Origin of the sequence: Microbispora siamensis (assembly GCF_016863095.1) — a bacterium.
GTDB classification, from domain to species: domain Bacteria; phylum Actinomycetota; class Actinomycetes; order Streptosporangiales; family Streptosporangiaceae; genus Microbispora; species Microbispora siamensis.
Map to the genome: position 1 here is coordinate 166,826 of NZ_BOOF01000004.1, position 25,615 is coordinate 192,440.

Genomic DNA, 25,615 nt, shown 5'->3' on the forward strand with positions numbered 1-25,615 from the left:
GAGCGACCTTTCCGGTTGGGGCCGATAAGCGCGCGGCGAGACGCAACCCCGCGAAGGAGACACAGAGATGGCCGACGATCGTTTCCACGTGTACGACACGACGCTCCGCGATGGCGCCCAGCAGGAGGGGCTGAACCTCACGGTCGCCGACAAGCTGGCCATCGCACGTCACCTGGACGGCCTCGGCGTCGGCTTCATCGAGGGCGGCTGGCCGGGTGCGAACCCCAAGGACACCGAGTTCTTCCGGCGGGCTCGGACCGAGCTCGACCTGAAGCACGCGCAGCTCGCCGCGTTCGGCGCGACCCGCCGGGCGGGCGTGAAGGCCGCCGACGACCCCCTGGTGGCCGCGCTGCGCGAATCCGGCGCGCCGATCGTGACGCTCGTGGCGAAGAGCCACGACCGCCACGTGGAACTGGCCCTCCGCACCACGCTGGAGGAGAACCTCGCGATGATCCGCGACACGGTCTCCCACCTGACCGCGGAGGGCCAGCGCGTCTTCCTCGACGCCGAGCACTTCTTCGACGGCTACCGCTCCAATCCCGCGTACGCGCTGGAGGTGCTGCGCACGGCCGCGGAGGCCGGGGCGTCGGTGGTCGCGCTGTGCGACACCAACGGCGGCATGCTCCCCGACGAGCTGGCCGACGTGGTGTACGAGGCGGCCGGCACCGGGGCCCGCATCGGCATCCACTGCCACGACGACACCGGCTGCGCGGTCGCCAACACGCTGGCCGCGGTGAAGGCCGGCGCCACGCACGTGCAGGGCTGCGCCAACGGGTACGGCGAGCGCTCCGGCAACGCCAACCTGTTCACGGTGGTGGCGAACCTCCAGCTCAAGCGGGGATTCGACCTCGTGCCGCCGCAGTCGCTGCGCGAGATGACCCGCATCGCCCACGCGATCACCGAGGTCACCAACGTCACGCCGAACTCCCACCAGCCGTACGTCGGGACGTCGGCCTTCGCGCACAAGGCGGGCCTGCACGCGTCGGCGATCAAGGTGGACCCGAACCTCTACCAGCACATCGACCCCGCCGAGGTCGGCAACGACATGCGCATGCTGGTCTCCGACATGGCCGGCCGCGCCTCGGTCGAGCTGAAGGGCCGTGAGCTGGGCTACGAGCTCACCGGCGAGCAGTCCAGGCTGCTGGTCGAGCGGGTCAAGGAGCTGGAGGCCAGGGGGCACACGTTCGAGGCCGCTGACGCGTCGTTCGAGCTGCTGCTGCGCGACACGGTCGACGGCGAGCACCGGCGTTACTTCACGGTCGAGTCGTGGCGGGTGATCGTCGAGCGCCGCCCCGGCGGCGACGTGGTCAGCGAGGCGACCGTCAAGCTCCACGCGAAGGGCGAGCGGATCATCGCGACCGGCGAGGGGAACGGCCCGGTCAACGCGCTCGACAGGGCGGTGCGGCTGGCGCTGGAGAAGCTCTACCCCGAGCTGGCCGGGGTCGAGCTGATCGACTTCAAGGTCCGGATCCTGGAGGGCACGCACGGCACGGACGCGGTGACCCGAGTGCTCATCACGTCGAGCGACGCGACCGGCGAGTGGGCCACGGTCGGGGTGGGCGAGAACGTCATCGAGGCGTCCTGGCAGGCGCTCGAGCAGGCGGTGACATACGGCCTGCTGCGGGCCGGGCACAGCGCCTGACCAGCCGCTGAGCCCTCCCTGCCGTGGTACGAGTGGCGCTCACGTTGCGCTCGTGGATGCTGCGGTTTTAGTGACATTTAGTCTAGTTGGTGCTTAGATAGGCGAAGCCCTGAGGCGGTCTTTGCCACGATCGGCCACCCCGGCCGCGGTTCCGGCCTCAGCGCCCCGCTCTGGCTCAACGGAGGGTGAAGGCAAGAAGTATCTGCGCACCGAACCCCGTACTGTCGCGGCGCCTGCCGTCGGCTTCTGATCTTTCTGTCGGAGGCGGCCGGCGCCGTGGGAGCCGAGCGACCGACTGTCACCATGACCAGCCGCGTGACTGCGCGGAGTTCGAAAACTTTCGGCCCGCAGTCATTCCCCCCGCTGGTGCACCCGGAATGGGAGGGTCTTGTGATCACCTCGCCGTCTTACTATGACCAGATCGGCGGCGCACCAGTGGTGCGCGACGTCGTCGAGCAGTTCTACGAGCGCGTTCTCGGCGACGACGATCTGAAGCCGTACTTCACCGGTATCGACATGCCCAGGCTGAAGCGGCACATGGTCATGCTGCTGTGCTCGGTCCTCGGCGGCCCCGAGCCGTACGAGGGCCGCGACCTGGGCGAGGCCCACGCCGGCATGGGCATCACGTCGGAGCACTACGACAAGGTGGGCGAGCACCTCTTCGCGGTCCTGCAGGCCGGCGGCGTCGGCGAGGACATCCTGCGCGACGTCGGTCTCGTCCTCGGCAAGGTGAAGTCGTCCATCGTCGCCGAGCCAACGGAAACGGCTGGCTGAGTGGATACGCAGGCTCTCAAGGACAGCTGGCACCTTGTCTCCCGGTCGGGCGACCAGGTGCCGCTGTACTTCTATTCGGTTCTTTTCCTGATGAACCCGGACGTGCGGGACATGTTCCCCGTGTCGATGGCACGCCAGCGCGACAAGCTCGTGGCCGCGCTGGGGAAGGTCATCAGCAACGTCGACCGGATCGAAGAGGTCGTCCCGGTCCTGCAGCAGCTCGGCCGCGACCACCGCAAGTTCGCGGTGACCGCGACGCACTACCCCGCCGTCGGCCAGGCGCTGCTCGCCACGCTCGAGCACTTCCTGGGCGATCGGTGGACTCCTCAGCTCGCGCACGACTGGACGCAGGCGTACAACCTGGTCGCCCAGGTGATGGTCGAGGCCGCGAACGACGCGTCGAAGACCTCCCCGCCCTGGTGGGAGGCCGAGATCGTCAGCCACGACATGCGCACCCTCGGCATCGCCGTCATCCGCGCCCGGCTGAACTACCAGTACCCCTTCCGGCCGGGTCAGTCGGCGTCGATCTCCTACGCCATGCGCCCGCGCATCTGGCGGTTCTACTCGTTCGCCAACGCGCCCCGCCAGGACAACACCATCGACCTGCACGTACGCATGGTCGACGGCGGCGTGCTCAGCTCCGCGCTCGTCATGGGCGCGCGGCGGGGCGACATGCTGCGCGTGGGTGCGGCGGTGGGGGAACGGCTGACGCTCCCCCCGGACGTCCAGGGCGACCTGCTCATGATCGCGGGCGGCACCGGCCTCGCGCCGCTCAAGGCGCTCGTGGAGCAGATCGCCTACGAGGGCCCGACGCGCAGGGTGGACCTCGTCGTCGGCGCCCGGAACTCCAGGGAACTGTACGACTACGAGGCGCTGGCCAAGATGGCCGCAGAGCACCCCTGGCTCAACGTCGTGCCGGTCGTCTCCCACGACCCCTTCTACCGGGGCACCCGCGGCTATGCCGTGGACGTCGCGCTGCAGGGATGGCGTGGCCAGCACGTCTACGTCTGCGGCTCGGAGGAGATGGCGCAGGCGACCGTCGGACGGCTGCTTGACGCCGGTGTGCCAACCGAGCAGATCCACTTCGACGAGTTCACGAGCGACAAAGGTCGGGAGTCATGACGGCGGACATGCCTTGGGGAAGCCCGGCGGGCGAGCGCCAGCCCCTCACCCCGGATCGGGTACGCAAGCAGGAGTTCACGCGCACATCGCTCGGGCGCCGCGGCTACAGCGAGGACGAGGTGCGCTCGTTCCTCTACCGCGTCGCGGAGGACATGGCGGCCAGCGACAAGGAGAAGGCGGACCTGCGGGCGTACATCGACCGCATGAAGCAGTGGTACAAGGAACACGGCATGAACCCGGAACAGGCCGCCGCTCCCCAGACCCTGAACGTCGACGCCATCAACATCCTGTCCCGCGCCCAGCAGACCGCCGACGCGCAGATCGCGGAGGCGGAGGACTACGCGCGGCGCATCGTAAGCCAGGCCCGCCAGCAGTACGAGGAACTCCTGATGGAGGCGCAGCGGCAGGCCGAGGAGGCCGCCAACCAGGCGGTCGGCGCCTACCGTGCCTCCGGCAACGGGCTGCAGAGCGCCGAGGCCGAGGAACTGGAGCGCAGGATCGCCTACCTGCGTACGTTCGCGGACGTCACGCAGGTGCAGTTGCGGGCGGTCCTGGAGGGGCTGGCCCACGAGGTCGACAAGCTCGGCCACGTGCCCGACCAGGCCAAGCAACTGGCGGGCGGCTCTCCGTCGGTGTACGGATAACCGCCCGCCGCCCTCCTGCCGGGGGAGGAGGTTACGACAGGGTGCCGGAAGAACTCGCGCGCAGCGTGACCGAACCGGCCGGGGTGTGAACGGTCAGAGTGCGTCCCGAGCAGCTGACCTCCGGCCGGTCGGTCCCGGGCACCACGACGGTCAGCAACGACTCCGCCACGGGCGAGACGATCACCGGCGCCGGCTCCTTGCGCATGTAGCCCGGCGAGATCCAGCCCTGGTAGGGCGAGGTCTGCCCGCGCACCACCCGCTGGCCGCCCACCGGCTTGCACGACGGCATCGCGAGCTGGACGATCGACGCCTTCCACCCGCCGTCGCCCACCACGACCTGCCCGCCCGAGTTGGACACGACCTTCAGCCCGGGATCGAGGTGCCACAGGTTCCGCAGCTTCCCGCCGCCGCTGTCGAGCACCGCCATCACGTCCTCGCGGTGGTTCACCAGCACCGACCGCTTGCGCGGCACGCCGTACGCCCTGTCGGTGAACGTGAACGTCTGCCGGTCCTTGCGCACGGACTTGGCCACCAGCGCCGTGGGGGTGTGCCCGCGGAACTTCCTGCCCACGAGGATCGGCACGTTGTGGGCCTCAGGACTGAGCGTCCACCGCCGGTACGGCGTGTTCTCGTACGAGATGAAGCCCGCCTCGGTGAGGATCGAGCGGCCCTGGGCGTAGTAGGTCACGCCCATGTGGTCCTCGTGGCCGTGGAACTTCAGCGCCGGCCCGAAGCGGATCGAGTAGTAGGCCGACTTGGGGTCGCCCCAGGCGGTGCGGCCGAAGACGTACCCGGCGTTGAACACCTGCACGGTCGAGTCGGCGTGGTCGAAGGCGGCCGGCTGGACGTCGGCGGGCCCGTCGCCGATCGGCACCATGTAGCCGTTGGGCTGGGTGGCGGCGCTGATGTGCCGCGGCAGGCTCTCCCAGCGCGTGGCCAGCGCCGCGGGGACCTTCATCGTGCAGTCCTTGATCGTGTCGACCGCCACCCTGAGCCGGTCGTGCACGTAGATGGCGTAACGCGGCGCCTGCTCGCGCAGCGCGCCCTGCCCGTCGATGTCGAGCTTCATCGACTTCACCATGCGGCTGACCGCGAGGTTCTTCCACTTCGGGTTCCCGTAGCGGCAGCCGATGCGCAGCAGGCCGATGTCCTGGTCGAGCCCGTGGTTGTGGCCGAGCTCGTAGTTCTTGGGGTTCGACAGCAGCTTCGCGTGCAGGGCCAGGCTGTTCTTCAGCCAGTCGGCCTTCACGTACCTGCTCAGGCACACCAGGGCAGGGGCGCGCAGCGCGACCGGATGCTCGGCCCAGGCGTACGGGCTGGTCGTGCGCCCGCCGTACGGGTTGTCCGTGACCCAGTCCTTCGCGATCTCCACGGCCCGGCTGAGATAGTCCTCCTCGCCGGTCGACTCGTAGTCGGCCACGAGCCTGCCCATCCACCGGAGCGACTGGAACACCATCTGCCAGGACCTGTTCCTGTACGGGTCCATGCGCCAGTCGACGTCCTTGCCGACCGTGACCGCGGGCAGGCCCAGGAAGGACAGCTTGCCGCTCATGACGTCACCGGAGGTGGGGGTGGCGGGCAGCCAGTCGCCCTGGCACTCCGGAGTGCGGTGCGGGGCTCGTGCCTGGGCGGGCGCGGCCACGGTGAGCGCGGTCAGCGGGAGAGCGGCCACCAGGGAGAGGGCTGAGAGGCGGCGGAACACGCCGGATTCCTTCCGAGATCGAAATGGGAGCCGCTCATGCTGTCCGAATTCTGATGATCTGGTCAAGTCACTCCGGTTACAACTGCACAACTGCGCTGGCCCGAATCGTGCGGGAAGTGGCCGCATGGCGGCTCGCGCCCGGCCGGCCCGCTCTGCCAGCCTGGGGCCATGCCGGCTTCGTTCTCAGAGACGTTCCCCGAGACGCCCGCCGCGTCGGCCGCGCTCGCCGTCGCGACTCGCTTCTGCTCGCCCGCGCTGCTCAACCACTCGATCAGGTCCTACCTGTGGGGCGCCGGGTACGCCCGGGCGCACGGGATCGGCTTCGACGACGAGCTGTACTACGTGTCCTCCCTGCTCCACGACATCGGGCTGACCGAGACCTTCGACAGTCACACGGTGCCGTTCGAGGAGGCGGGGGGACGTCTCGCCTGGGTCTTCGGCATGTCCGCCGGCTGGTCGCCGGAGAGATCCGCGCGGGCCGAGGAGATCGTCGTCGTCCACATGCGTGATCCGGTCGCCGCGTCGGAGGACCCGGAGTCGCACCTGCTGCAGGTGGCCACGTCGTGGGACGTGTCGGGACAGCGGCCCGAGGAGTTCCCGGCGGAGGTCCGGGCCGCCGTGCTCGCGCGGCATCCCCGGCTCGGGTTCGGCGCGGAGTTCCTCGCCGCCTTCGAGGAGCAGGCGCGGCGCAAGCCGGGCTGCGCGGCGGCCTCCTCGGTCACGGGCGGTGTCGGAGCCCGGATCGCCGCCAACCCGCTCGACGCCTGAACGCCCTCGTCCGCGCGTCGCCGCCGGGGCGTCCAGGCGTCACGGGCCCCGGCTCAGCCCTCCTGCTTGGGGCCGGTGCTCTCCACGACCTCGAACGTCCACAGCTCGGAGTCGGTCGCGGCCGGGCCGCCCTGCCCGTGCCCATGTCCGTGGCCCTGGCCGTGTCCGTGGCCCTGCGCGGCGGCCTCGGCGGCGGCCTGCGCGTGTCCCGCCTGGAACGCCCGGCTCTCCTGCCAGCGCCGGAAGTCCTCCTCGCTGCGCCAGCGGGTGTAGACGAGGTAACGGTCGCTGCCCTCCACCGGCCGCAGCAGCTCGAACCACTCGAACCCGTCGGCCGACTCCACCATCCCGGCCCGGCCGGCGAACCGCTTCTCCAGTTCGCGCCGCATCTCCTCGGGCACCGTCAGCACGTTGATCTTCACGACCGAAGGCACATCGACTCCCGTACGCTTGACTCCAGCTGATACCAGACCACCTTACGTACGCCCACCCGGCGTCCCCCCACTAGGCTCGTGACGTGCGTATCGCGAGGTTCTCGATGGGCGACCAGGTCGCCTTCGGCGTGGTGGAAGAGGGCGGGCAGGTCATCGCCCGCGTCGGCGGCCACCCCTTCCACGGGGTGGAGTTCACCGGCGAGCGGTTCCCGGTGGCCGAGGTCCGCCTGGTCGCCCCCATGCTGCCCAGCAAGATCATCGCTATCGGCAAGAACTACGCCGACCACGCCAGGGAGATGGGCGGCGAGCCCCCGGCGGAGCCGGTCGTGTTCCTCAAGCCCAACACGACCGTGATCGGGCCGTCGGAGGCGATCGCGTACCCGGGGAAGCTGTCGGAGCGGGTCGACTACGAGGGCGAACTGGCCGTGGTGATCGGCCGGCTGTGCCGTGATGTCCCGGCCGAGCGGGCGGGCGAGGTCGTCTTCGGATACACCTGCGCCAACGACGTGACCGCACGCGACCTGCAGGCCAAGGACGGCCAGTGGACCCGGGCCAAGGGCTTCGACACGTTCTGCCCGCTCGGTCCCTGGATCGAGACCGAACTCGATCCGGCCGACCTGGCGATCACCACCACGCTCAACGGCGAGGTCAGGCAGAGCGCCCGCACCTCCCTGCTACTGCACGACATCCCCGCGCTCATCGCGTACGTGAGCGCGGTCATGACCCTGCTGCCCGGCGACGTCATCCTGACCGGCACGCCCGCCGGGGTGGGCCCGATGTCCGTGGGCGACGAGGTCGGCGTCTCCATCGAAGGAATCGGAACTCTCACTAACCGGGTGATCTCACGTGACTAGGGTGCGCTTCGCCCCTTCGCCCACCGGCATGTTCCACGTCGGCGGCGCCCGCTCGGCGCTGTTCAACTGGGCGATCGCCGAGCAGTCCGGCGGCACGTTCGTGCTGCGCATCGAGGACACGGACGCGGCACGCAACCGGCCAGAATGGACCGAGGGCATCATCTCGGCCCTCGCCTGGATCGGCATCAACGGCGACTCGCCGCACTTCGAGGGGCCCTACTTCCAGTCCGCCTACGAGCAGCAGCACCGCGAGGCCGCGGCGAAGCTGCTCAAGGACGGCAAGGCCTACCACTGCACCTGCACGCGCGACGACGTGAAGGCCAGGACCGGCTCGGAGCACCAGGGCTACGACGGCCACTGCCGCGACCGCGGCCTGACCGAGGGCGCCGTGCGGTTCCGTACGCCCGACGAGGGCGTGACGGTCGTGGACGACAAGGTCCGCGGGCGGGTGGAGTTCCCCAACTCGGCGATGGAGGACTTCGTCATCGTCCGGGGGGACGGCTCGCCGCTGTTCATCCTCGCCAACGTCGTGGACGACATGGAGATGCGGATCAGCCATGTCGTACGGGCCGAGGAGCACCTGTCGAACACGCCCAAGCAGCAGCTTCTGTGGAAGGCGCTCGGCGCGGAGCCGCCGGTCTGGGCGCACGTGCCGGTGATCGTCAACGAGAAGCGGCAGAAGCTGTCCAAGCGCCGGGACAAGGTGGCCCTGGAGTCCTACCGCGACGAGGGCTACCTCGCCGAGGCGATGGTCAACTACCTCATGCTGCTCGGCTGGGGGCCCGGCGACGACCGCGAGATCATGCCGTGGTCGGAGATGATGCCGCTGTTCCGGCTGGAGGGCGTGAACCAGGCGCCGGCGTTCTTCGACGAGAAGAAGCTGCGGGCCTTCAACGGCGAGTACATCCGGGCGCTGCCCCGCGAGGTGTTCGTCGCCCGCTGCGAGCCGTGGCTCGACCCGTCCTGGGACCGCTCGGTGTTCGACCGCGTGGCCGACCTGGTGCAGACCCGGGTCGCCGTGCTGTCCGAGGTCACCGCCAACGTCGACTTCCTGTTCCTCGACGAGCCCGTCTTCGACCAGGCGTCGTGGGACAAGGCGATGAAGGCGGGGGCGGCCGAGATCCTGGCCGGGTACGCCGAGCGGCTGGAGACGGTCAGCTGGGACCCCGACTCGCTCAAGACCGCCCTGGAGGAGGTCGGCCTCGCCCACGGGCTCAAGCTCGGTAAGGCGCAGGCCCCCGTCCGGGTGGCGATCACCGGCAGGACCGTGGGCCTGCCGCTGTTCGAGTCGATCGAGGTGCTCGGCCGCGAGCGCTCGCTCGGCCGGGTGCGCGCGGCCCTCGCCAGGCTGGCCTGAGCAGAACGAGCGAGAGCGCGGCGCCGGCGGCCATGGCCAGCCAGACCCCGGTGGTTCCCATCCGGGAGCCGAGCAGGAAGGCCAGGGGCAACTGGACGGCGAAGCCCGCCAGTGTGGCCGCGAGCAGGCCGGCGCCCCGCCCGCCGGCCTGCAGGACGCCGCCGACGGCGATCAGGCCGCCGAAGGGCACGAGATAGAGCGGCATGCAGCGCAGGAACCACACGGCCTGCGCGGCCACCGCCGGGTCGGCGGTGAACGGGCCCACGGCCGCAGGGGCGAGCGCGTTCAGCACAAGCGAGGCGGCCAGTCCCGCGGCCAGGCCGTACCGCAGCGCGGCGAGGGCGTCATCACGCCCTGAAGACGGGCCGTCCGCCTCGCCCGCGCGCGAGGTGCGGATCATCGCCGCCTGGCGGAGGGCGTAGAAGGACATCACCCCGGCCATCATGATCTTCAGGCCGATGCCGTACCCGGCGAGCGCGGCCACGCCGTGCCGGCCGACGATGCCGGCCAGCGCCATGCCCACCAGGGCGCGGGCGAGGAAGTCGCCGGACATGGGCAGCCCGGTGCGCAGGATCGCCGCCGCGTCCGCCCGGTTCGCCGAGACCTTCGCCGTCCCCTTCTCCGCGGGCAGCCGCCGGGCCAGCAGGAGGACGGACACGGCCAGCGTGGCCAGGCGGGCCGCCACGGTGGCCAGCGCGGCTCCCCGGACGCCCAGGCCGAGCCCGTAGATCAGCAGCGGGTCCAGGCCGATCACCAGGGCGTTGCAGAGCAGGGCGGCCCGCATCGGCGTCCGGGTGTCGCCGAGGCCCTTGAAGATCCCGTCGACGAGGTTCTGGGCGAAGAAGACGGGGATCCCGGCGAACGCCACCGCGTAGTAGCCCGCGGCCAGCCCCACCGTGACGGGATCGTCGGTGAACAGGCGGGCGACCGGCTCGCGCAGCAGCACGCCGGGCACCGCCACGGCCAGGGCGAAGACGCCCAGTAGCAGCCAGGCCGTACGGACGACCGGGGCCAGCGGGGCGTGGCCGTCCCGCCGTCCGATCAGGACCGTCGTGCCCGTTCCGACACAGAGGATCACGCCGAGGGCCAGGTTCTCGGTCGTTGTGGCGACCGTGACCGCCGCGACGGCCTCGCTGCCGAGTCCGGACACCCACAGCGTGTCGATCAGGCCGACGGCCACGACGGCCGTCAGGAGTTCGACGTAGACGGGCAGGGCGAGCCTGATCAGTCTCATGCGCTTACCTCGAATCGAGCTATATCGATTAGAGGTATAACGATACGATGCCGCCGTGGCAAGCGGTGACCTGGCGTTGACGATCCTCGGGTTCCTGGACGAGGAGCCGATGCACGGATACGAGCTCAAGCAGCGGATCGCCGGGCTGAGCGGGCACGTCCGGCCGGTCAGCGACGGTGCGCTCTACCCGGCCATCGCCCGGATGGAGGCGGCCGGCCTCCTGGAGCGGCACGAGGAGGAGGGCTCGGGCGCCGCCCGGCGCCAGGTGCTCTCGATCACCGAGCGGGGCCGGGAGGAACTGTTCAGGCGGCTGCGTGAGCCGTCGGACGTCGAGATCAGCGACCAGGCGAGGTTCTTCACGCTGCTGGCGTTCCTGTCCCGGCTCCCCGACGCCGAGGACCAGGTGCGGGTGCTGCGCCGTCGCCTGGCCTTTCTGGAGACGCCGGCGAGCTTCTTCTACCGCGGCGGAAGGCCCCTCAGGGCCGAGGAGATGCCCGATCCCTTCCGCCGCGGCATGGTGCTCGTCGCGCGGGCCGTGAGCGCCGCGGAGAAGGACTGGCTCAGGCAGGCCATCTCCGCGCTCACCGGGTCATGACCGTCACAGCAGCCCGCGGCGGTCCAGCAGGGGAGTGATCTCCGGGTCGCGGCCGCGGAAGTCGCGGAACGCCGCCATCGAGTCCACGCTGCCGCCCCGCGACAGCAGGGCCCGGCGGAAGGCGTCGCCGTTCTCCCGGCGCAGCCCGCCGTTCTCGTTGAACCACTCGACGGTGTCGGCGTCGAGGACCTCGCTCCAGATGTAGGAGTAGTAGCCGGCGCTGTAGCCGCTCGCCCAGATGTGGGCGAAGTACGTGCTGCGGTATCGCGGCGGGACGGCCGGCAGGTCCACCCCGGCCTCCCGCAGCGCCCGCCTCTCGAACTCCTCCACGTCCTCCTCGCCGTCGTACGCCGTGTGCCACGCCCAGTCGAGCAGGGTGGCGGCCAGGTACTCCAGTGTGGCGAAGCCCTGGTTGAACTTCTGCGTCTCCAGCATCCGGTCGACGAGGTCCTGCGGCATCGGCTCGCCCGTCTCGTGGTGCCTGGCGTACTCGGCCAGGATCTCCGGATGGGTCGCCCACATCTCGTTCACCTGGGAGGGGTACTCGACGAAGTCGCGCGGCACGGCCGTGCCGGAGAACCGGGGGTAGCGCACGTCGGAGAACAATCCGTGCAACGCGTGCCCGAACTCGTGGAACATGGTGTTGACCTCGTCGAACGTCATCAGGGTCGGCTCGCCCTTGACGATGTTGAGGTTGTTGACCACCACCGGCCTGGTGCCCTCCAGGCCCGACTGCTTCACCAGGCTGTTCATCCACGCCCCGCCCCGCTTGGAGGCCCTGGCGTGGAAGTCGCCGAGGAACAGGCCCAGCGGGGAGCCGTCCTCGTCGCGCACCTCGAAGACCCGCGCCTCCGGGTGGTAGCCGTACAGGTCGGACCGCTCGTGGAAGGTGACGCCGTACAGGCGCGACGCCGCGTTGAAGACGCCCTTCTCCAGCACGGTGTTCAACTCGAAGTACGGCCGCATGCGCCGGCTGTCGATGTCGTAGCGGGCCTTGCGCACCTTCTCGGAGTAGAACGCCCAGTCCCACGGCTGGATCGGGTGCCCGGCGATCTCCTCCAGGTCGGCCTGCTCCTTGCGCGCGTTGGCCACGGCGGGCGGCACGAGCCGGTCGAGCATCTCGGTGACCGCCCGGGTCGTGCCCGCCGTCTGGTCGGCCAGGACGTACTCCGCGTGGTTCTCGTAGCCCAGCAGTCGCGCGCGCTCCCGGCGCAGGATCGCGATCTCCTTGATCAGTCCGGCGTTCGCCGCGCCCCGCCCGACCGAGGCCCGGTGGATCCGCTCGCGCAGGGACCGGTTGGTCAGCTCGGCCAGGGTGGGCTGACCGGTGGGCAGGACCAGCGTGATCAGATACTTGCCCTCCAGCCCGCGCTCCCTGGCCTGGTCGGCGAGTCCCTGGATCGCGTCCTGCGACAGCCCGTCGAGTTCGGCCACGTCCTCGACCACCACCGCCCGCTCGTTGGTGTCGGCGAGCAGGTTCTGCTGGAACGCCGTCCCCAGGGCCGACAGCCGCTCGTTGATCTCCCTGAGCCGGGCCTGGTCCTGGGGGCCGAGCGTGGCGCCCGCACGGGTGAAGTCGGTGAGGTAGCGCTTCAGCAGCCACCGCTGCTCCTCGTCGGCCGCCTCGACCGCCTGGATGCGCGCGAAGAGCTTGGCGTTGAGGTGGATCGCGTCGGCGTGCTTGGCGAGCTTCGGCGTGACGTCCTTCTGGATCTCCTGGACACCGGGTGTCGTGTCGGAGGACGTCTGGTTGAAGAACACCGCGGAGACACGTTCGAGCAGGGCGCCGGACCTCTCCAGCGCCTCGATCGTGTTCTCGAAGGTCGGAGGCTCCGGGTTCTCGGCGATCGCCTCGACCTCCGCGAGGTGCTCGGCCATGCCCTGCTCGAACGCCGGCGCGTAGTGCTCCTCCCTGATCTCCTGGAAGGGAGGCAGCCCGTAGGGCAGGGTGCTCGGGCTGAGGAAGGGGTTCGCGGCCGAGGTCATGGCTGGCGGCTCCTCACGTCGTGCTGGCGTTTGTCCCAGCCTCGCACAGGAGGACCGGGCCCTGCGCGGCAGGAGGATCGGGCCCTGCACGCAGGAGGATCGGACCCTCCGTACGGGGGATCGGATCACGAGATCGCGAGGCGCGCCGCAATCGTTTTGGTAGTGGGTCGCAAGCTGGGCTATCCTTTCGGAGTCGCAAGCGGGAGCCGCGAGGCCCCCGCAAGCAGATGGGGTATGGGGTAATTGGCAGCCCGACGGATTCTGGCTCCGTTAGTCTAGGTTCGAGTCCTGGTACCCCAGCTGGATCCCCCCAAGGGATTCTGCTGGAAAACAGCGCAGTGCAAGGTCCCGTCGTCTAGTGGCCTAGGACGCCGCCCTCTCAAGGCGGTAACGGCGGTTCGAATCCGCTCGGGACTACTTCACTGCACTCGGCTCCGTCGTCTAGTGGCCTAGGACGCCGCCCTCTCAAGGCGGTAGCGCCGGTTCGAATCCGGTCGGGGCTACATCATCGGGAACCCTCGGCACTTCCCCGTGCCGGGGGTTTTCGCCGTTACGGGGACGCCGCGCCCTGCTCATGGCCCGTTGCGCGGGCGCGAATCCGGTCGGGGCTACATCATCGGGAACCCTCGGCACTTCCCCGTGCCGGGGGTTTTCGCCGTTACGGGGACGCCGCGCCCTGCTCATGGCCCGCTGCGCGGGCGCGAAACCTGACGCGGGTTCTTCGCCACCTTCCCGGACTACCGTCGGTCGACCTGGCGCGCGATCGACGTCGGCGACTGCGCGGTGGACGAGGTCACACTCACCGGCACGCACAAGGGCCCGCTGCTGCTGCCGGACGGCGAGGAGGCCCAGGCGACCGGGCGGCGCGTCTTCCTTCGCTCCTGCGAGATCATCACCGTCCAGGACGGGCTCGTGGTCGGCTACCAGGTCTACTTCGACCAGTTGGAGCTGCTCGCGCAGCTCGGGCTCTACCCGCCACGTGCCGGCTAGAAGTGCTGGGCGTTGGCGTCGTCGCAGGAGACGGTGAGCACGCCCTCTATCTCGGCCAGCCTGCTCGTGAGGTCCCCGATCGAGCCCGGGCCGTGGATCAGCAGGGTGACCGTGACCGCGCCGGTGTCCTGGCCCCGGCCGGGCTGCTCCAGCGACAGTTCGTCGACCACGAAACGGCGGCCCGTGCACTCGGCCAGCGCCTGCCGCAGCACGCCCCGGCCGTCCAGGTACGACAGACGCAGCCGCGACTGCGCGTGCTTGGAGCGGGGGAGCCGGGCGGCCAGCGGGGTGAGCCCCAGCATCACGACGAAGTTCCCGACCGTGGCCAGGACGGCCAGCAGCCACAGGCCGGCCCCCGCGGCCATGCCGACTCCGGCGGTGAGCCACACGGCGGCGGCGGTGGTCAGCCCCTTGACCGCGTCGCGGCGTACGAAGATCAGCCCGCCGCCGATGAAGCCGATGCCGGAGACGATCTGGGCCGCCACCCGCGACGGATCGAGCACCACGGAGTCGCCGAGGATGTCGGAGAAGCCGTACTTGGACACGAGCATGAACAGCGCGGCGCCGAATCCCACGAGCGTGTGGGTGCGCAGTCCGGCGCTCTTCTGCCGGATCTCCCGCTCCAGTCCGATGGCCGCCGACAGCACGAGCGCGATGGCGAGGTCCACGGCCGGCTGCCACCACGCCACGGGGCTCACCATGAGTGAGATCGGCGTCACGCGACCAGACTAAGTCCGTCCGCCCCGAATCGGTCACGGCGACCGCGAACAGAAGAGGCGGCGAGGCCGGGGCGGACGCCGCCGTCCCGGCCCGAGTGACCCCGCTAGCGTCCCGATCGCGCCTTGAACAGCGCCCGCTTGGCGGCCTTAACCACCTGCTTGTCCGGGTGGGTCTCGCCGATGAGGTCCAGCAGCTCCTCGATGTGCGGGTGGCGGACCTTCCAGATCACGTCGAGCAGCCCGATGAGCGTCTGCGCCGGGCCGATGTCGTGCAGGCTGGACACGAACTCCGGCCGGCCGAGCCCGGCGGAGATCGTCCACATGTCGAGGATCAGCCAGTGGGTGTCCGCCTGAGTCGGCTCCGGGGCGTCCTCGACGTCCATCTGCGTCAGGTGCGTCGCGGCGTACGGCCGCAGCGAGGGCTCCTTGAGCGCCTCCTGCCAGGCAGGTATGGCGGCCTCGCCCAGCGAGCCGACCAGGCTGGCGGCCTGGACCCGCACGAGGGCGTCCGACTCCTCCTCGGCGGCGGCTTCGAGCAGCTCGGAGGCGGCCCGCGCCGGGTCGCGCAGCGCGAGCCAGGCGGCGAACTCCTCGTCGGCCTCCTCCTCGGACATGTCGGCGCTGAACGACAGCAGGTCGAGCGCGGTCATGGCGTCGATCGCGGGCCGGGCGTCGATCTCGATGTCCTCGTCGTCCAGCAGGTGGACGAGGCCCTCGGTGCCGAGCGGCGTCAAGGTCACCACGTCGCCCTCGACGGTGACCATGCCGTAGCCGGTCAGCCAGGCGAGCACGGAGGCGAGCGGGTCGCCGGCCGCGGCCCAGGCGTCGGCGCCCAGGTCGTCGTACTCCGCCGCGGCCTCGGCCAGTTCCTCGCGCAGCGAGGACACCTGCCGGGTGCCGCCGGCCAGCAGCACCCGGATCAGCAGCGCGCGGGTCAGGCCGGACAGGGCCAGCGTGAGGTCGTCGTCGTCCAGTTCCGGGTCGCCGTAGTCGAGCGAGTGAAGGCCGAGCATCCAGGCGTCCAGGACGTCGTCGTCGTCCTCGAAGGGCCAGGCGGCGGTGTCGGAGTCCACGCTGACCGTGTCGTCGCCGTCCGGGGCGAGGAACTCCAGGTCGATCGCGAGGTTCCAGAGGTTCCAGATGTTGCGCGCGTCGGGCAGGCCGAGCGTGCGTACGGCCTCGTCCACCTCGGACTCGGTGAGCAGCGTCTCCTCGCCCACCTTGCGCCCGGTGCCGACCCACAGCGCCAGGTCGCGGGCCTGCTCGATGAGCGTCACCCGGCGGGCCGCCTCGGCCAGCTCGGTGTCGGGACGCAGCCGGATCGTGGGCAGGGCGCCGATCTCGTCGGCGAACGGCTCGAAGTCGCCGAGGCCCTCGTCGGCCTCGTCCTCGTCGAGCTCGTCCTCCTCCTCGTCCCAGTCGCGTTCGGCGATGGTGTCCTCCATCGCGTCCACGAAGTCGTCCTCGACCTCGTCCAGCTCCGCGAGGAGGGTCTCCAGGGACGCCGAGCCGGGCGAGAGCCGTCCGGTGCCCGACAGGAACGTCAGGTAGGCCCGGACGGCGGGGATCATGCCGTCCGCGGCGGCGTCGGGGTCCTCGACCACCTGGGGCATGCGCTCCAGCAGGACCGTGCGCAGGTCGCCACGCTTCCACAGCCCGACGTCGTCGCGGGCGATCAGGCGGTGCCACAGGGCGACGGGGCCCACGAGATCGGGGTCGCTGCCGGGTGCGTTGTCCGGCGCCCAGAGGATGAATTCTTGGAGCAGGGGACGCAGTTCAGCGGCGGCTGCCTCGATGCGGTCTGTCACCCCGCCAGCCTAGGGCTATCGGGACACCGCTCTCCAATCAGTTCGCGCGGCGCATGGCTTCGGTTATCCGTTCGGCGGCGGCGACGACGGGGGCGGCGTGCATCCGGCCGGGCGTACGGGTCAGCCGCTCTATGGGACCGGACACGGAGACCGCGGCGATCACCTTGCCGCCGGCGCCGCGGATGGGCGCGGAGACGCTCGCCACACCCTGCTCGCGCTCGCCGACGCTGTGCGCCCAGCCCCTCCTGCGTACGCTCGCGAGCGTGGCGGCGGTGAACTTGGCGCCGCGCAGGCCGCGGTGCAGGCGGTCGGGCTCCTCCCAGGCGAGCAGGATCTGCGCGGCGGACCCCGCGGTCATGGGCAGCGCGGAGCCGACCGGCACGGTGTCGCGCAGGCCGCTGGCGCGCTCCGCGGCGGCCACGCAGACCCGCTCGTCGCCCTGGCGCCGGTAGAGTTGAGCACTCTCCCCGGTGAGGTCGCGAAGCTGGGTGAGCACCGGCCCGGCGACGGCGAGCAGCCGGTCCTCGCCCGCGGCCGTGGACAGTTCCGACAGGCGGGGCCCGAGGATGAACCGGCCCTGCGTGTCGCGGGAGACGATGCGGTGGTGCTCCAGCGCGACGGCCAGCCGGTGGGCCGTCGGCCTGGCCAGGCCGGTCGCCTGGACGAGCTGTGCCAGGGAAGCGGGGCCCGCCTCCAGGGCGTTGAGTACGAGAACCGCCTTGTCGAGTACTCCGACCCCGCTAGAGTTGTCCATACCCCGATACTGCCGTCTCGCCATACGAGATGCAAACGCAATGTTGGGAATCAGCAGATACAGTGTCCATATCCCGATATTTCTGTCTCATGATGAGAGACACGACCGGGGGTCTGAACGCGAGGAGGCGTCACAACCATGGGTCGCACACTGGCTGAGAAAGTCTGGGAGCAGCACGTCGTACGCCGTGCCGACGGCGAACCCGACCTGCTCTACATCGACCTGCACCTCATCCACGAGGTGACCAGCCCGCAGGCGTTCGACGGCCTGCGCATGGCCGGCCGCACCGTGCGCCGCCCCGACCTCACGATCGCCACCGAGGACCACAACGTTCCGACCGTGCTCGGGCCGATCTCCGACCCGGTGTCCCGCACGCAGGTCGAGACGCTGCGCAAGAACGCCGCGGAGTTCGGCATCCGCCTGCACCCGATGGGCGACGCCGGCCAGGGCGTGGTGCACATCATCGGCCCGCAGTTCGGCCTCACCCAGCCCGGCATGACGATCGTCTGCGGCGACTCGCACACCTCGACCCACGGGGCGTTCGGCGCCATCGCGTTCGGCATCGGGACCTCCGAGGTCGAGCACGTGCTGGCCACCCAGACGCTGCCCGCCTACCGGCCCAAGACGATGGCCATCGAGGTCAAGGGCGAGCTGCCGGTCGGCGTGACCGCCAAGGACCTGATCCTCGCGATCATCGCGAAGATCGGCACCGGCGGCGGCCAGGGCTACATCGTCGAGTACCGGGGCGAGGCCGTGCGCAAGCTCTCCATGGAGGGCCGCATGACCGTCTGCAACATGTCGATCGAGGCCGGCGCGCGGGCGGGCATGATCGCCCCCGACGAGACCACGTTCGAGTACCTGCGCGGCCGTCCCCACGCGCCCACCGGGGAGGCCTGGGACCGGGCCGTCGAGTACTGGAAGACGCTGCGCACCGACGACGACGCCGAGTTCGACAAGGTCGTGGAGATCGACGCCTCGGCCCTCACGCCGTTCGTCACGTGGGGCACCAACCCGGGCCAGGGCGCGCCGCTCGGCTCCGCCGTGCCGTCGCCCGAGCAGTTCGCCGACCCGGTCGAGCGGGCCGCCGCCGAGCGGGCGCTGGAGTACATGGGCCTGGCCGCGGGCACGCCGCTGCGCGACATCCAGGTGGACACCGTCTTCGTCGGCTCCTGCACCAACGGCCGCATCGAGGACCTGCGCGCCGCCGCCGAGATCCTGCGCGGCCGCAAGGTCGTCACCCGTACGCTGATCGTCCCGGGCTCCATGGGGGTCAAGAAGGCGGCAGAGGAGGAGGGCCTGCACGAGGTCTTCAAGGCGGCCGGGGCCGAGTGGCGCGAGGCCGGCTGCTCGATGTGCCTGGGCATGAACCCCGACACCCTGAAGCCGGGCGAGCGCAGCGCCTCGACCTCCAACCGCAACTTCGAGGGCCGCCAGGGCAAGGGCGGGCGCACCCACCTGGTCTCGCCGCAGGTGGCGGCCGCGACCGCGGTGACCGGCCGGCTGACCGCCCCCGCCGACCTCTAGTCCGCCCGCCTCAGTCCCAGGAAGAGATCATCATGGATGCCTTCACCACTCACACCGGCCGGGCCGTGCCGCTGCGCCGCAGCAACGTGGACACCGACCAGATCATCCCGGCGGTCTGGCTGAAGCAGGTCAGCCGTACGGGCTTCGAGAAGGGCCTGTTCGCCGCCTGGCGCGAGGACCCGTCCTTCGTGCTGAACGACCCGGCGTACGAGGGCGCGTCGATCCTGGTGTCCGGGCCCGACTTCGGCACCGGCTCCTCGCGTGAGCACGCCGTCTGGGCCCTGCAGCAGTACGGCTTCCGCGTCGTGATCGCCTCGCGGTTCGGCGACATCTTCCGCAACAACTCCACGAAGATGGGCCTGCTGCCGGTCGTCCTGCCCGAGGACGTGGTCGAGCGCCTGCAGGACGCGGCCGAGGCCGACCCCAAGACGGAGATCACCGTCGACCTGATGGAACGTCAGGTGCGCTCGGGCGACCTCGTCGCCTCGTTCGAGATCGACGACTACACCCGCTGGCGGCTGATGGAGGGCCTCGACGACATCGGGCTGACCCTGCGTCACGCGGACGCCATCGAGGAGTACGAGAATGGACGGCAGCCATGGCTGCCGACGACCGTCTGAACGATCCTCAGACCGGAGATGAGCTGCTGGCGCGGCGACTGCGTGATGCGCATCGCCGCGTCAGAGCGTTAGCCTTACCACAGGAGGAGCAGGCCCGCCTGGCGCGACGGCTGCTTGCTATCTGTGACGTGGCAAAGCGGGACATAGCCCATGCGGCCGCCCGGCTGGACGCCTTCATCGCCTATCTGGACGGCACATTCGACACGCCGAGCAGGCGAAACATGCCCCCCGGTGATTGAAGTCCCGCGACCTCGTCCCCTAATTTCAAGCGCGTAAGGGGGAGGAAACCGAAATGAACAAGAAAGAACTCGTCGACGCGATCACTGATCGCGTCGGTGACAAGAAGACGGCGACCGAAGCCGTCAACGCCGTCCTCGACGCCATCCAGAGCGCTGTCGCGAGCGGGGACAAGGTCTCGATCACCGGCTTCGGCGCCTTCGAGATGGTGCACAAGCCGGCCCGTACGGCCCGCAACCCTTCCACCGGCGACCCGATCAAGGTGGAGGAGAGCTGGGCGCCCAGGTTCCGCCCCGGGGCGGACTTCAAGGAGCAGGTCAACGCGGGTGGCAAGGCTGCCAAGAAGAAGTAGCAGGCCCCACCCCGCACCAGTGGACGGCGCTCGGAGCCCCCGGGCGCCGTTCGTCGTTCCATGCCCGGTGCCGGCGGTCGCATGAGGCCGTGAACCCCCTTCTTGACCTGCGCAAACGTGTAATCTTCAGGTAAGCGAGTCGCGGGGCGCGGATGCGGGGGACCCATCGACGGCGCGCGTACGTTCGACCGGGGGAAGATGCAGTGCAAGTCGGCCGGCAATGTGAGATCAGCCATGTCCCGATGGAGGTGTTCGACCAGGCGCCGGCCGGCGTCCTGGTGACCCGCGGGGAAGACCATCGGCTGCTCTACGCGAACGACGACGTCCGGGCGATGTTCGGGGACCTGCCTATCGGGGCGCCGGTACGGGAGGGCCTCCGCGACGTCCTCGGGCAGGAAATCCTCGCCGTGCTCGACGAGGTCCGCGAGACGGGGGAGACGGCGCGCCTCGACGAGGTCCGGGTGACCGCGGACCGGAGTGGCGGCCCACGCGAGCGGCTCTTACGGATGAGCCTTTCCAGGATTCCCCTGCAGGGCGGTGAGAGCGGAGTCCTGGCGGCGGTTCAGGAGGTCACGGAGCAGGTCTCCGCCACACGGCGCCTCCACGCGATGGAGAAGGAGTGGCTCCGCCTCCAGCGCCGCTACCAGAGCATGGTGTGGGCGGACGCGCACATGGTGTGGGTGACCGGCCCGCACGGCGAGTCCAGGGAGATGAGCCAGGGCTGGCAGCGGCTGACGGGACAGACGACGGAGGAGAGTCTCGGCTACGGCTGGCTGGGCGCCCTGCACCCGGAAGACCGCGTGCCCGCCAGGGACTCGTGGGACAAGGCCACGGAAGAGGCGCTCTCGCTCTACGAGCAGATCTACCGTGTCCGCACCCGCGACGGCTCCTACCGGCACATCCGGTTCCGGGCCGTGCCCGTGTACGAGAACGGCGCGGTGACGGAGTGGGTGGGAGCCTCCACCGACGTCGAGCAGGAGTGGCAGGAGGAGCGCCGCCGCCGGCTGCTGGACCGCGCGGCCGCCGCGGCGACCGACATCACCAACCTGGAGGAGATGTGCCAGGCGTTCGCCGGTGTGATCGTGCCGGAGCTCGCCGACTCGTGCCACGTCTACCTGCTGCCCGAGTCGAGCGGCGGCCTCCCGCACGCGCCCATCGTCACCGAGCGCATCGCCTCCGCCGTACGTGAGGGACTCCCGAGACTGCCGACCCGGCGCAAGGAGTATCACGCCGTCGACGGCGCGCTGGTGCGCGCGGTACGGCAGCGCCGCCCTGTCAAGATCTCCTACCCTCCGGGCCGTCCTTCGTTCCCCTGCCCCGAGGCCGTCAGGACCTGGATGGCCGAGATCGGGTCGCACAGCCTGGCCCTCCTGCCGATCGTCGTCGAGGGCGAGGTGGCGGCCGTGGTCACTACCGGTGCCTGCGGGGATCGCCCTCCGATCCCGTGTGGCGACGTCCAGTTGATGCGGGAGATGCTCGACCACGCGCACGACGCGGTCAGCAAGGCTCTGCGGTTCCGCCGCACGCAGAGGGTGGCGCTGGCCCTGCAGCACAGCCTGCTGGCCGAGCCGCCCCACGTCCCCGGCCTGGAGCTCGCCGCGCGCTATCAGGCGAGCCCGACCGCCGCCGAGATCGGCGGAGACTGGTACGACGCGTTCCCGCTGCCCTGCGGCGCCGTCAAGCTGGTCATCGGGGACGTGGCCGGGCACGACCTCGGCGCCGCCGTCTGCATGAGCCAGGTGCGGAACATGCTGCGGGCGCTCGCCGTCGACCGCGACGGCTCCCCGGGCGACGTCCTGTGGCGGCTGAACAGAGCCCTGGAGACCCTGAACGGCGAGAGCACGGCGACGTGCGTGCTGACGCGCCTCGAAAGGGACGGCGACGGCCTGTGGCGGCTGGTTTACTCGGTGGCCGGGCACCCGCCGCCGTTGCTGGTGACCGGCGAGGGGGAGGGCCGCTTCCTCCAGGGCGCGGGCAACCCGCTCCTCGGCCTCTACCACGACCAGCCGTGGATCAGCGCCGTGGAGACGCTGCCGCCGCACAGCACCCTGCTGCTCTACACCGACGGCCTCATCGAGCGGCGGGGAGAGGATCTCGGCGACGGGCTCGAACGGTTGCGGCGGCGCGCGGAGCCGCTCGCCCGCGAGCCCCTGGGCCGGTTCTGCGACGAACTGCTCACCGGGATGCCGGTGACGGGGGAGGACGACGTCGCCATGATCGCGCTGCGGGTGCCGGCGGCAGGGCACTATGAGGGGGTCGCCTCGTAGCCGGGCCCGTAGCCGGCTTCGTGATGGGGCGGCGCGGCCGGGGCGGTCCGGGCCGCCGGGCGCATCGCCACGACCAGTACGGCAAGCCCGGCGAAGACGACCGCGGCGACGACGCCGGTGACGTGCAGGCCGGCGGTGAACGCCTCCCGTGCCGCGTGCAGCAGTTGCGCGCCCTGACCGGCGGGAAGGTGCCGGCTGGCGGTGACCGCGCCGGCCAGCGAGTCGGAAGTGCCGTCCATCCGGCTGCGGTAGACCACTGCGGCCACCACGCCGAGCAGCGCGAAGCCGAGCGAACCGCCGAAGTAGTTGCCGGTCTCCGACATCGACGCCGCCGACCCGGCGCGCTCGGGCGGCACGGACCCGACGACCAGCCCGGTGCCCAGTGCGAACAGCGGGCCGGTGCCCAGCGCGAGCACGGTGATGCCGATCATCACCAGCGGCAGGGCGCCCGCACCGCCGGCGTCGGCCAGCAGCAGGCTGCCCAGCGCCGACACCGCCAGCCCGCCGGCGATGGCGGTCGTCTGCTTCACGCGCCGGGCCAGCGCCGGCGCGGCCATCGTGGCGGCCGCCACGCCCAGGCCCATCGGCGCGAACAACACCGCCGACGCGAACGGCGAGTGGCCCAGCACGCCCTGCAGATACTGGGTCACCATCAGGCCCGTGCCGGCCATGGCGACGCCGGCGAAGACCAGCGCGACGAGCACGGCGGTGAAGGGGCGGTTGCGCAGCAGCCGCAGGTCCAGCAGCGGCGCCTCCAGCCGCAGTTGCCGCCGTACGAACAGGAACCCGACGGCCGCGCCGGCGACGAGGGCCACCGCCGGGACGACCGGAACGCTCTCGACGGTCAGTTGCTTGATGCCGTAGACCATCAGGAGCACCGCCACGAGCGACAGCCCGACGCTTGCCGGGTCGAGCCGGCCGGCCCGGTCGCCGCGGAACTCCGGCAGCAGGACCGGCCCCGCGAGCAGCAGCAACGCCATCGCCGGCACGGCGAGCAGGAACACCGATCCCCACCAGAAGTGCTGGAGCAGGAATCCGGCGAGCACGGGGCCGAGCGCGCCGCCGGTGAACTGGCAGGTCGCCCAGATCGCGATGGCCTTACCGCGTCGGCGTTCGTCGCGGAACATGTTGGTGATCAGGGCGAGGGTGGACGGCGCCAGGGTCGCCCCCGCGACCCCCAGCAGCGCCCGCGCGACGATCAGCATCAGCGGGGTGACCGCGAAGGCGGCCACGACCGACAGCACCAGGAACGCCGCTCCGCCGATCAGCAGCAGCCGCTTGCGGCCGATCCGGTCGCCGAGCGTGCCCATCGTGATGACCAGGCCGGCCACCATGAATCCGTAGCTGTCGCTGATCCACAACTGCTCGACGTTGGTGGCCCCCAGCCCGGCGCTCAGTTGTGGCAGCGCGAGGAGCAACGCCGTCGCGTCGATCGCGACGAGCAATGCCGGCAGCGCCAGGACGACCAGTCCCAACCACGCCCGGTTGACTCGCATATGTGGAACTCCCGGTTCTCTCGACGTTTCGCCGGTTGGTCGGAGCGACCGGGGGTTTCTTGACACGGGTAGGTGTCAAGACGGCGGCGGCGGCTCCGACCAACCGGTGGAAGGGCCGGCGGAGGCCCGCGAACCACGAGGAGAACGAGATGAAGTTCCTGATCAGCCTGCACATCAACCCGGCCGTGCTGGACGCGCTGACCGACGAGGAGAGGGCGGCGATCGGCGAGGGCCACGGCAGGTTCATCGAGGCGCTGAAGCAGTCCGGCGAGCTGATCACCACGCAGGCGCTGGCCGACCCGTCGCAGGCCGCGGTGGTGTCCGTGCGCAACGGCCAGCCGGTCGTCACCGACGGCCCCTTCCTGGAGTCCAAGGAGTATCTGGGCGGCTTCTACCTGATCGACTGCGAGAACAAGGAGCGGGCGATCGAGCTGGCGGCGCAGATCCCCGACGCCGCGATCGAGGGTCTCGGCATCGAGGTGCGGCAGGTCATGTTCGCCGACGGACAATTGGAGGCATGACAGCACCGGTCATCGAGGACCTGCTGCGTGAGCTCACGCCGCAGGTCCTCGGCGCGCTGATACGACGGCACGGCCGGTTCGAAGGATGCGAGGACGCCGTGCAGGAGGCCGTCCTGGCCGCCGCCGTGCAGTGGCCGGCCGAGGGAGTGCCGGACAACCCGCGCGGCTGGCTGTTGACGGTCGCGTCCCGGCGGCTCATCGACCAGATGCGCAGCGACCACGCGCGCCGCGAGCGGGAGTCGGCGACGGCCGCCGTCGAGGTGCCGCCGCAGGACGTGCCGGACACCGACGACACGCTCGTCCTGCTGTTCCTGTGCTGCCATCCCACGCTGACCCCGGCCTCCCAGGTCGCCCTGACGCTGCGGGCGGTCGGCGGACTGACCACCGCCGAGATCGCCCGCGCGTTCCTGGTGCCGGAGGCCACGATGGCGGCCAGGATCAGCCGGGCCAAGCAGCGCATCAAGGCCGCCGGCAGCTCGTTCGGCCTGCCGGACGGCGCGGAGCTCCAGGAGCGGCTCCGGGTCGTCCTGCACGTGCTCTACCTGATCTTCAACGAGGGCTACACCGCCTCCTCGGGCAGCGAGCTGCACCGCGCCGACCTCGCGCACGAGGCGATCCGGCTGACCAGGATGGTGCACGCCCAGCTGCCCGAGGACGGCGAGGTCACCGGGCTGCTCGCGCTGATGCTGCTGACCCACGCCCGCAGGGAGGCCCGTACGACCCCGGCCGGCGACCTGGTGCCGCTCGACGAGCAGGACCGTACGAAGTGGGACCGGGAGCTGATCGACGAGGGCGTCGAGCTGGTCAAGGCGTCGCTGGCCGGCCCGGCGCTGGGGCCCTACCAGTTGCAGGCCGCCATCGCCGCCACGCACGCCGACGCGGCCACGGCCGAGGAGACCGACTGGCCGCAGGTGCACGCCCTCTACCTGATCCTCGAGCGGATCGCGCCCAACCCGATGGTCACCCTCAACCGGGCGATCGCGCTCGCCGAGACCGAGGGCCCGGAGGCCGGGCTGGCCCTGCTGTCCACCTTGGACGGCGACGAGCGGATGGCCGGGCACCACCGGTTGCTGTCCGTACGGGCGCATCTGCTGGAGAAGACCGGCGACACGGCCGGTGCGTACGAGCACTACCGGCGCGCCGCGAGGTCCACCGCCAGCATCGCCGAGCAACGCTACCTGGAGTCCCGGGCCGGCCGGGTAAGGGCGTAGCGGC

The 25,615-nt window shown here is 70.7% G+C and carries 23 protein-coding genes, 3 tRNA genes and 1 pseudogene; 19 read left to right on the plus strand and 8 right to left on the minus strand.

The genetic code is table 11. The features are described 5' to 3' along the window. Positions 1-67 precede the first annotated feature (67 nt). The 4 genes from cimA to Msi02_RS05105 all read left to right on the plus strand — a co-directional run bounded on the left by cimA (position 68) and on the right by Msi02_RS05105 (position 4,182). Positions 68-1,642, plus strand: a complete 1,575-nt coding sequence (gene cimA, locus Msi02_RS05090; protein ID WP_204047289.1) for a citramalate synthase — start codon at positions 68-70, stop codon at positions 1,640-1,642. A 303-nt stretch (positions 1,643-1,945) separates the two neighbouring features. Beyond that, positions 1,946-2,416 (plus strand): group I truncated hemoglobin, encoded by a 471-nt coding sequence (locus Msi02_RS05095; RefSeq protein WP_143736833.1) that lies wholly within the window; start codon positions 1,946-1,948, stop codon positions 2,414-2,416. Beyond that, a complete protein-coding gene (locus Msi02_RS05100) occupies positions 2,417-3,538 on the plus strand; it encodes a globin domain-containing protein (protein ID WP_204047290.1) in 1,122 nt (373 codons plus the stop codon). After that, positions 3,535-4,182 (plus strand): DivIVA domain-containing protein, encoded by a 648-nt coding sequence (locus Msi02_RS05105; protein WP_204047291.1) that lies wholly within the window; start codon positions 3,535-3,537, stop codon positions 4,180-4,182. The genes Msi02_RS05100 and Msi02_RS05105 overlap by 4 nt, the downstream gene beginning before the upstream one ends. A gap of 31 nt (positions 4,183-4,213) precedes the next feature. On the opposite strand, the gene Msi02_RS05110 is transcribed toward Msi02_RS05105, so the two are convergent. Next, the gene (locus Msi02_RS05110) at positions 4,214-5,884 is read right to left on the minus strand and encodes a heparinase II/III family protein (RefSeq protein ID WP_239108137.1); all 1,671 of its coding nucleotides are present in this window, start codon (positions 5,882-5,884) and stop codon (positions 4,214-4,216) included. Positions 5,885-6,052: 168 nt separating this feature from the next. Between Msi02_RS05110 and Msi02_RS05115 the strand changes: the two genes are divergently transcribed. After that, positions 6,053-6,652: an HD domain-containing protein gene (locus Msi02_RS05115; protein WP_204047293.1), complete on the plus strand. Its 600-nt coding sequence runs from the start codon at positions 6,053-6,055 to the stop codon at positions 6,650-6,652. A 53-nt stretch (positions 6,653-6,705) separates the two neighbouring features. Here the strand turns inward: Msi02_RS05115 and Msi02_RS05120 are convergent, their stop codons facing one another. Continuing rightward, a complete protein-coding gene (locus Msi02_RS05120; RefSeq protein ID WP_204047294.1) occupies positions 6,706-7,086 on the minus strand; it encodes an antibiotic biosynthesis monooxygenase family protein in 381 nt (126 codons plus the stop codon). An 83-nt stretch (positions 7,087-7,169) separates the two neighbouring features. On the opposite strand from Msi02_RS05120, the gene Msi02_RS05125 reads away from it, so the two are divergent. Together Msi02_RS05125 and gltX are read left to right on the plus strand one after the other, a co-directional pair. Then, positions 7,170-7,940 carry a fumarylacetoacetate hydrolase family protein gene (locus tag Msi02_RS05125; RefSeq protein ID WP_204047295.1) on the plus strand — a complete coding sequence of 257 codons (771 nt, stop codon included), beginning with the start codon at positions 7,170-7,172 and terminating at the stop codon, positions 7,938-7,940. Positions 7,941-7,968: 28 nt separating this feature from the next. Continuing rightward, positions 7,969-9,297: a glutamate--tRNA ligase gene (gene gltX, locus Msi02_RS05130; RefSeq protein ID WP_239108175.1), complete on the plus strand. Its 1,329-nt coding sequence runs from the start codon at positions 7,969-7,971 to the stop codon at positions 9,295-9,297. Here gltX and Msi02_RS05135 read toward each other — a convergent pair. Then, positions 9,194-10,531: an MATE family efflux transporter gene (locus Msi02_RS05135; RefSeq protein ID WP_204047296.1), complete on the minus strand. Its 1,338-nt coding sequence runs from the start codon at positions 10,529-10,531 to the stop codon at positions 9,194-9,196. The genes gltX and Msi02_RS05135 overlap by 104 nt on opposite strands. A gap of 55 nt (positions 10,532-10,586) precedes the next feature. Here Msi02_RS05135 and Msi02_RS05140 point away from each other — a divergent pair, with 55 nt between their 5' ends. After that, complete coding sequence (locus Msi02_RS05140) at positions 10,587-11,126, plus strand: PadR family transcriptional regulator (RefSeq protein WP_079312759.1); 540 nt, start codon at positions 10,587-10,589, stop codon at positions 11,124-11,126. Positions 11,127-11,129: 3 nt separating this feature from the next. Here Msi02_RS05140 and Msi02_RS05145 read toward each other — a convergent pair whose 3' ends face one another. Further along, the gene (locus tag Msi02_RS05145; RefSeq protein ID WP_204047297.1) at positions 11,130-13,112 is read right to left on the minus strand and encodes a M3 family metallopeptidase; all 1,983 of its coding nucleotides are present in this window, start codon (positions 13,110-13,112) and stop codon (positions 11,130-11,132) included. Between the two features lie 228 nt (positions 13,113-13,340). Here Msi02_RS05145 and Msi02_RS05150 point away from each other — a divergent pair. The 4 genes and pseudogenes from Msi02_RS05150 to Msi02_RS05165 all read left to right on the plus strand — a co-directional run. Next, positions 13,341-13,412: transfer RNA gene (locus tag Msi02_RS05150), tRNA-Gln, on the plus strand. A gap of 44 nt (positions 13,413-13,456) precedes the next feature. Then, a tRNA-Glu gene (locus tag Msi02_RS05155) sits at positions 13,457-13,529 on the plus strand. Between the two features lie 13 nt (positions 13,530-13,542). Beyond that, a tRNA-Glu gene (locus Msi02_RS05160) sits at positions 13,543-13,615 on the plus strand. Between the two features lie 220 nt (positions 13,616-13,835). Continuing rightward, positions 13,836-14,102: pseudogene (locus Msi02_RS05165) on the plus strand (ester cyclase); the annotation flags it as partial. Here Msi02_RS05165 and Msi02_RS05170 read toward each other — a convergent pair. The 3 genes from Msi02_RS05170 to Msi02_RS05180 form a co-directional block, all read right to left on the minus strand. After that, complete coding sequence (locus Msi02_RS05170) at positions 14,099-14,821, minus strand: MgtC/SapB family protein (RefSeq protein WP_373308247.1); 723 nt, start codon at positions 14,819-14,821, stop codon at positions 14,099-14,101. The pseudogene Msi02_RS05165 and the gene Msi02_RS05170 overlap by 4 nt on opposite strands. Before the next feature lie 104 nt (positions 14,822-14,925). Further along, positions 14,926-16,629, minus strand: a complete 1,704-nt coding sequence (locus Msi02_RS05175) for a hypothetical protein (protein ID WP_204047298.1) — start codon at positions 16,627-16,629, stop codon at positions 14,926-14,928. Positions 16,630-16,666: 37 nt separating this feature from the next. Next, positions 16,667-17,383 (minus strand): IclR family transcriptional regulator, encoded by a 717-nt coding sequence (locus Msi02_RS05180; RefSeq protein ID WP_079312748.1) that lies wholly within the window; start codon positions 17,381-17,383, stop codon positions 16,667-16,669. A gap of 138 nt (positions 17,384-17,521) precedes the next feature. Between Msi02_RS05180 and leuC the strand changes: the two genes are divergently transcribed. The 5 genes from leuC to Msi02_RS05205 all read left to right on the plus strand — a co-directional run bounded on the left by leuC (position 17,522) and on the right by Msi02_RS05205 (position 22,383). Next, the gene (gene leuC, locus Msi02_RS05185; RefSeq protein WP_079312746.1) at positions 17,522-18,907 is read left to right on the plus strand and encodes a 3-isopropylmalate dehydratase large subunit; all 1,386 of its coding nucleotides are present in this window, start codon (positions 17,522-17,524) and stop codon (positions 18,905-18,907) included. A gap of 32 nt (positions 18,908-18,939) precedes the next feature. Beyond that, a complete protein-coding gene (gene leuD / locus Msi02_RS05190; RefSeq protein WP_204047299.1) occupies positions 18,940-19,527 on the plus strand; it encodes a 3-isopropylmalate dehydratase small subunit in 588 nt (195 codons plus the stop codon). Next, positions 19,506-19,766, plus strand: coding sequence for an SCO5555 family protein (locus Msi02_RS05195; RefSeq protein ID WP_079312744.1), 261 nt, complete (start codon positions 19,506-19,508; stop codon positions 19,764-19,766). The genes leuD and Msi02_RS05195 overlap by 22 nt, the downstream gene beginning before the upstream one ends. A gap of 53 nt (positions 19,767-19,819) precedes the next feature. Further along, on the plus strand, positions 19,820-20,116 hold the full coding sequence (locus Msi02_RS05200) for an HU family DNA-binding protein (RefSeq protein ID WP_142562214.1): 297 nt from the start codon (positions 19,820-19,822) through the stop codon (positions 20,114-20,116). Between the two features lie 242 nt (positions 20,117-20,358). Next, positions 20,359-22,383, plus strand: coding sequence for a SpoIIE family protein phosphatase (locus Msi02_RS05205; RefSeq protein WP_239108138.1), 2,025 nt, complete (start codon positions 20,359-20,361; stop codon positions 22,381-22,383). Here the strand turns inward: Msi02_RS05205 and Msi02_RS05210 are convergent. Continuing rightward, complete coding sequence (locus Msi02_RS05210; protein WP_204047301.1) at positions 22,362-23,879, minus strand: MFS transporter; 1,518 nt, start codon at positions 23,877-23,879, stop codon at positions 22,362-22,364. The genes Msi02_RS05205 and Msi02_RS05210 overlap by 22 nt on opposite strands. Positions 23,880-24,028: 149 nt before the next feature. On the opposite strand from Msi02_RS05210, the gene Msi02_RS05215 reads away from it, so the two are divergent. Beyond that, positions 24,029-24,400, plus strand: coding sequence for a YciI family protein (locus Msi02_RS05215; protein WP_204047302.1), 372 nt, complete (start codon positions 24,029-24,031; stop codon positions 24,398-24,400). Continuing rightward, a complete protein-coding gene (locus tag Msi02_RS05220) occupies positions 24,397-25,611 on the plus strand; it encodes an RNA polymerase sigma factor (RefSeq protein WP_204047303.1) in 1,215 nt (404 codons plus the stop codon). The genes Msi02_RS05215 and Msi02_RS05220 overlap by 4 nt, the downstream gene beginning before the upstream one ends. The last annotated feature ends 4 nt before the right edge of the window (positions 25,612-25,615 follow it).

Bases quoted from the DNA above. Each gene is read 5' to 3' on its own strand.
- Msi02_RS05215 (WP_204047302.1), top strand. From the start codon at position 24,029: ATGAAGTTCCTGATCAGCCTGCACATCAACCCGGCCGTGCTGGACGCG.
- Msi02_RS05205 (WP_239108138.1), top strand. From the start codon at position 20,359: ATGGAGGTGTTCGACCAGGCGCCGGCCGGCGTCCTGGTGACCCGCGGG.
- Msi02_RS05095 (WP_143736833.1), top strand. From the start codon at position 1,946: ATGACCAGCCGCGTGACTGCGCGGAGTTCGAAAACTTTCGGCCCGCAG.
- Msi02_RS05115 (WP_204047293.1), top strand. From the start codon at position 6,053: ATGCCGGCTTCGTTCTCAGAGACGTTCCCCGAGACGCCCGCCGCGTCG.
- Msi02_RS05210 (WP_204047301.1), bottom strand. From the start codon at position 23,879: ATGCGAGTCAACCGGGCGTGGTTGGGACTGGTCGTCCTGGCGCTGCCG.
- Msi02_RS05220 (WP_204047303.1), top strand. From the start codon at position 24,397: ATGACAGCACCGGTCATCGAGGACCTGCTGCGTGAGCTCACGCCGCAG.
- Msi02_RS05105 (WP_204047291.1), top strand. From the start codon at position 3,535: ATGACGGCGGACATGCCTTGGGGAAGCCCGGCGGGCGAGCGCCAGCCC.
- Msi02_RS05195 (WP_079312744.1), top strand. From the start codon at position 19,506: ATGGCTGCCGACGACCGTCTGAACGATCCTCAGACCGGAGATGAGCTG.
- Msi02_RS05180 (WP_079312748.1), bottom strand. From the start codon at position 17,383: ATGGACAACTCTAGCGGGGTCGGAGTACTCGACAAGGCGGTTCTCGTA.
- leuC (WP_079312746.1), top strand. From the start codon at position 17,522: ATGGGTCGCACACTGGCTGAGAAAGTCTGGGAGCAGCACGTCGTACGC.
- Msi02_RS05200 (WP_142562214.1), top strand. From the start codon at position 19,820: ATGAACAAGAAAGAACTCGTCGACGCGATCACTGATCGCGTCGGTGAC.
- cimA (WP_204047289.1), top strand. From the start codon at position 68: ATGGCCGACGATCGTTTCCACGTGTACGACACGACGCTCCGCGATGGC.
- leuD (WP_204047299.1), top strand. From the start codon at position 18,940: ATGGATGCCTTCACCACTCACACCGGCCGGGCCGTGCCGCTGCGCCGC.
- gltX (WP_239108175.1), top strand. From the start codon at position 7,969: ATGTTCCACGTCGGCGGCGCCCGCTCGGCGCTGTTCAACTGGGCGATC.
- Msi02_RS05145 (WP_204047297.1), bottom strand. From the start codon at position 13,112: ATGACCTCGGCCGCGAACCCCTTCCTCAGCCCGAGCACCCTGCCCTAC.
- Msi02_RS05135 (WP_204047296.1), bottom strand. From the start codon at position 10,531: ATGAGACTGATCAGGCTCGCCCTGCCCGTCTACGTCGAACTCCTGACG.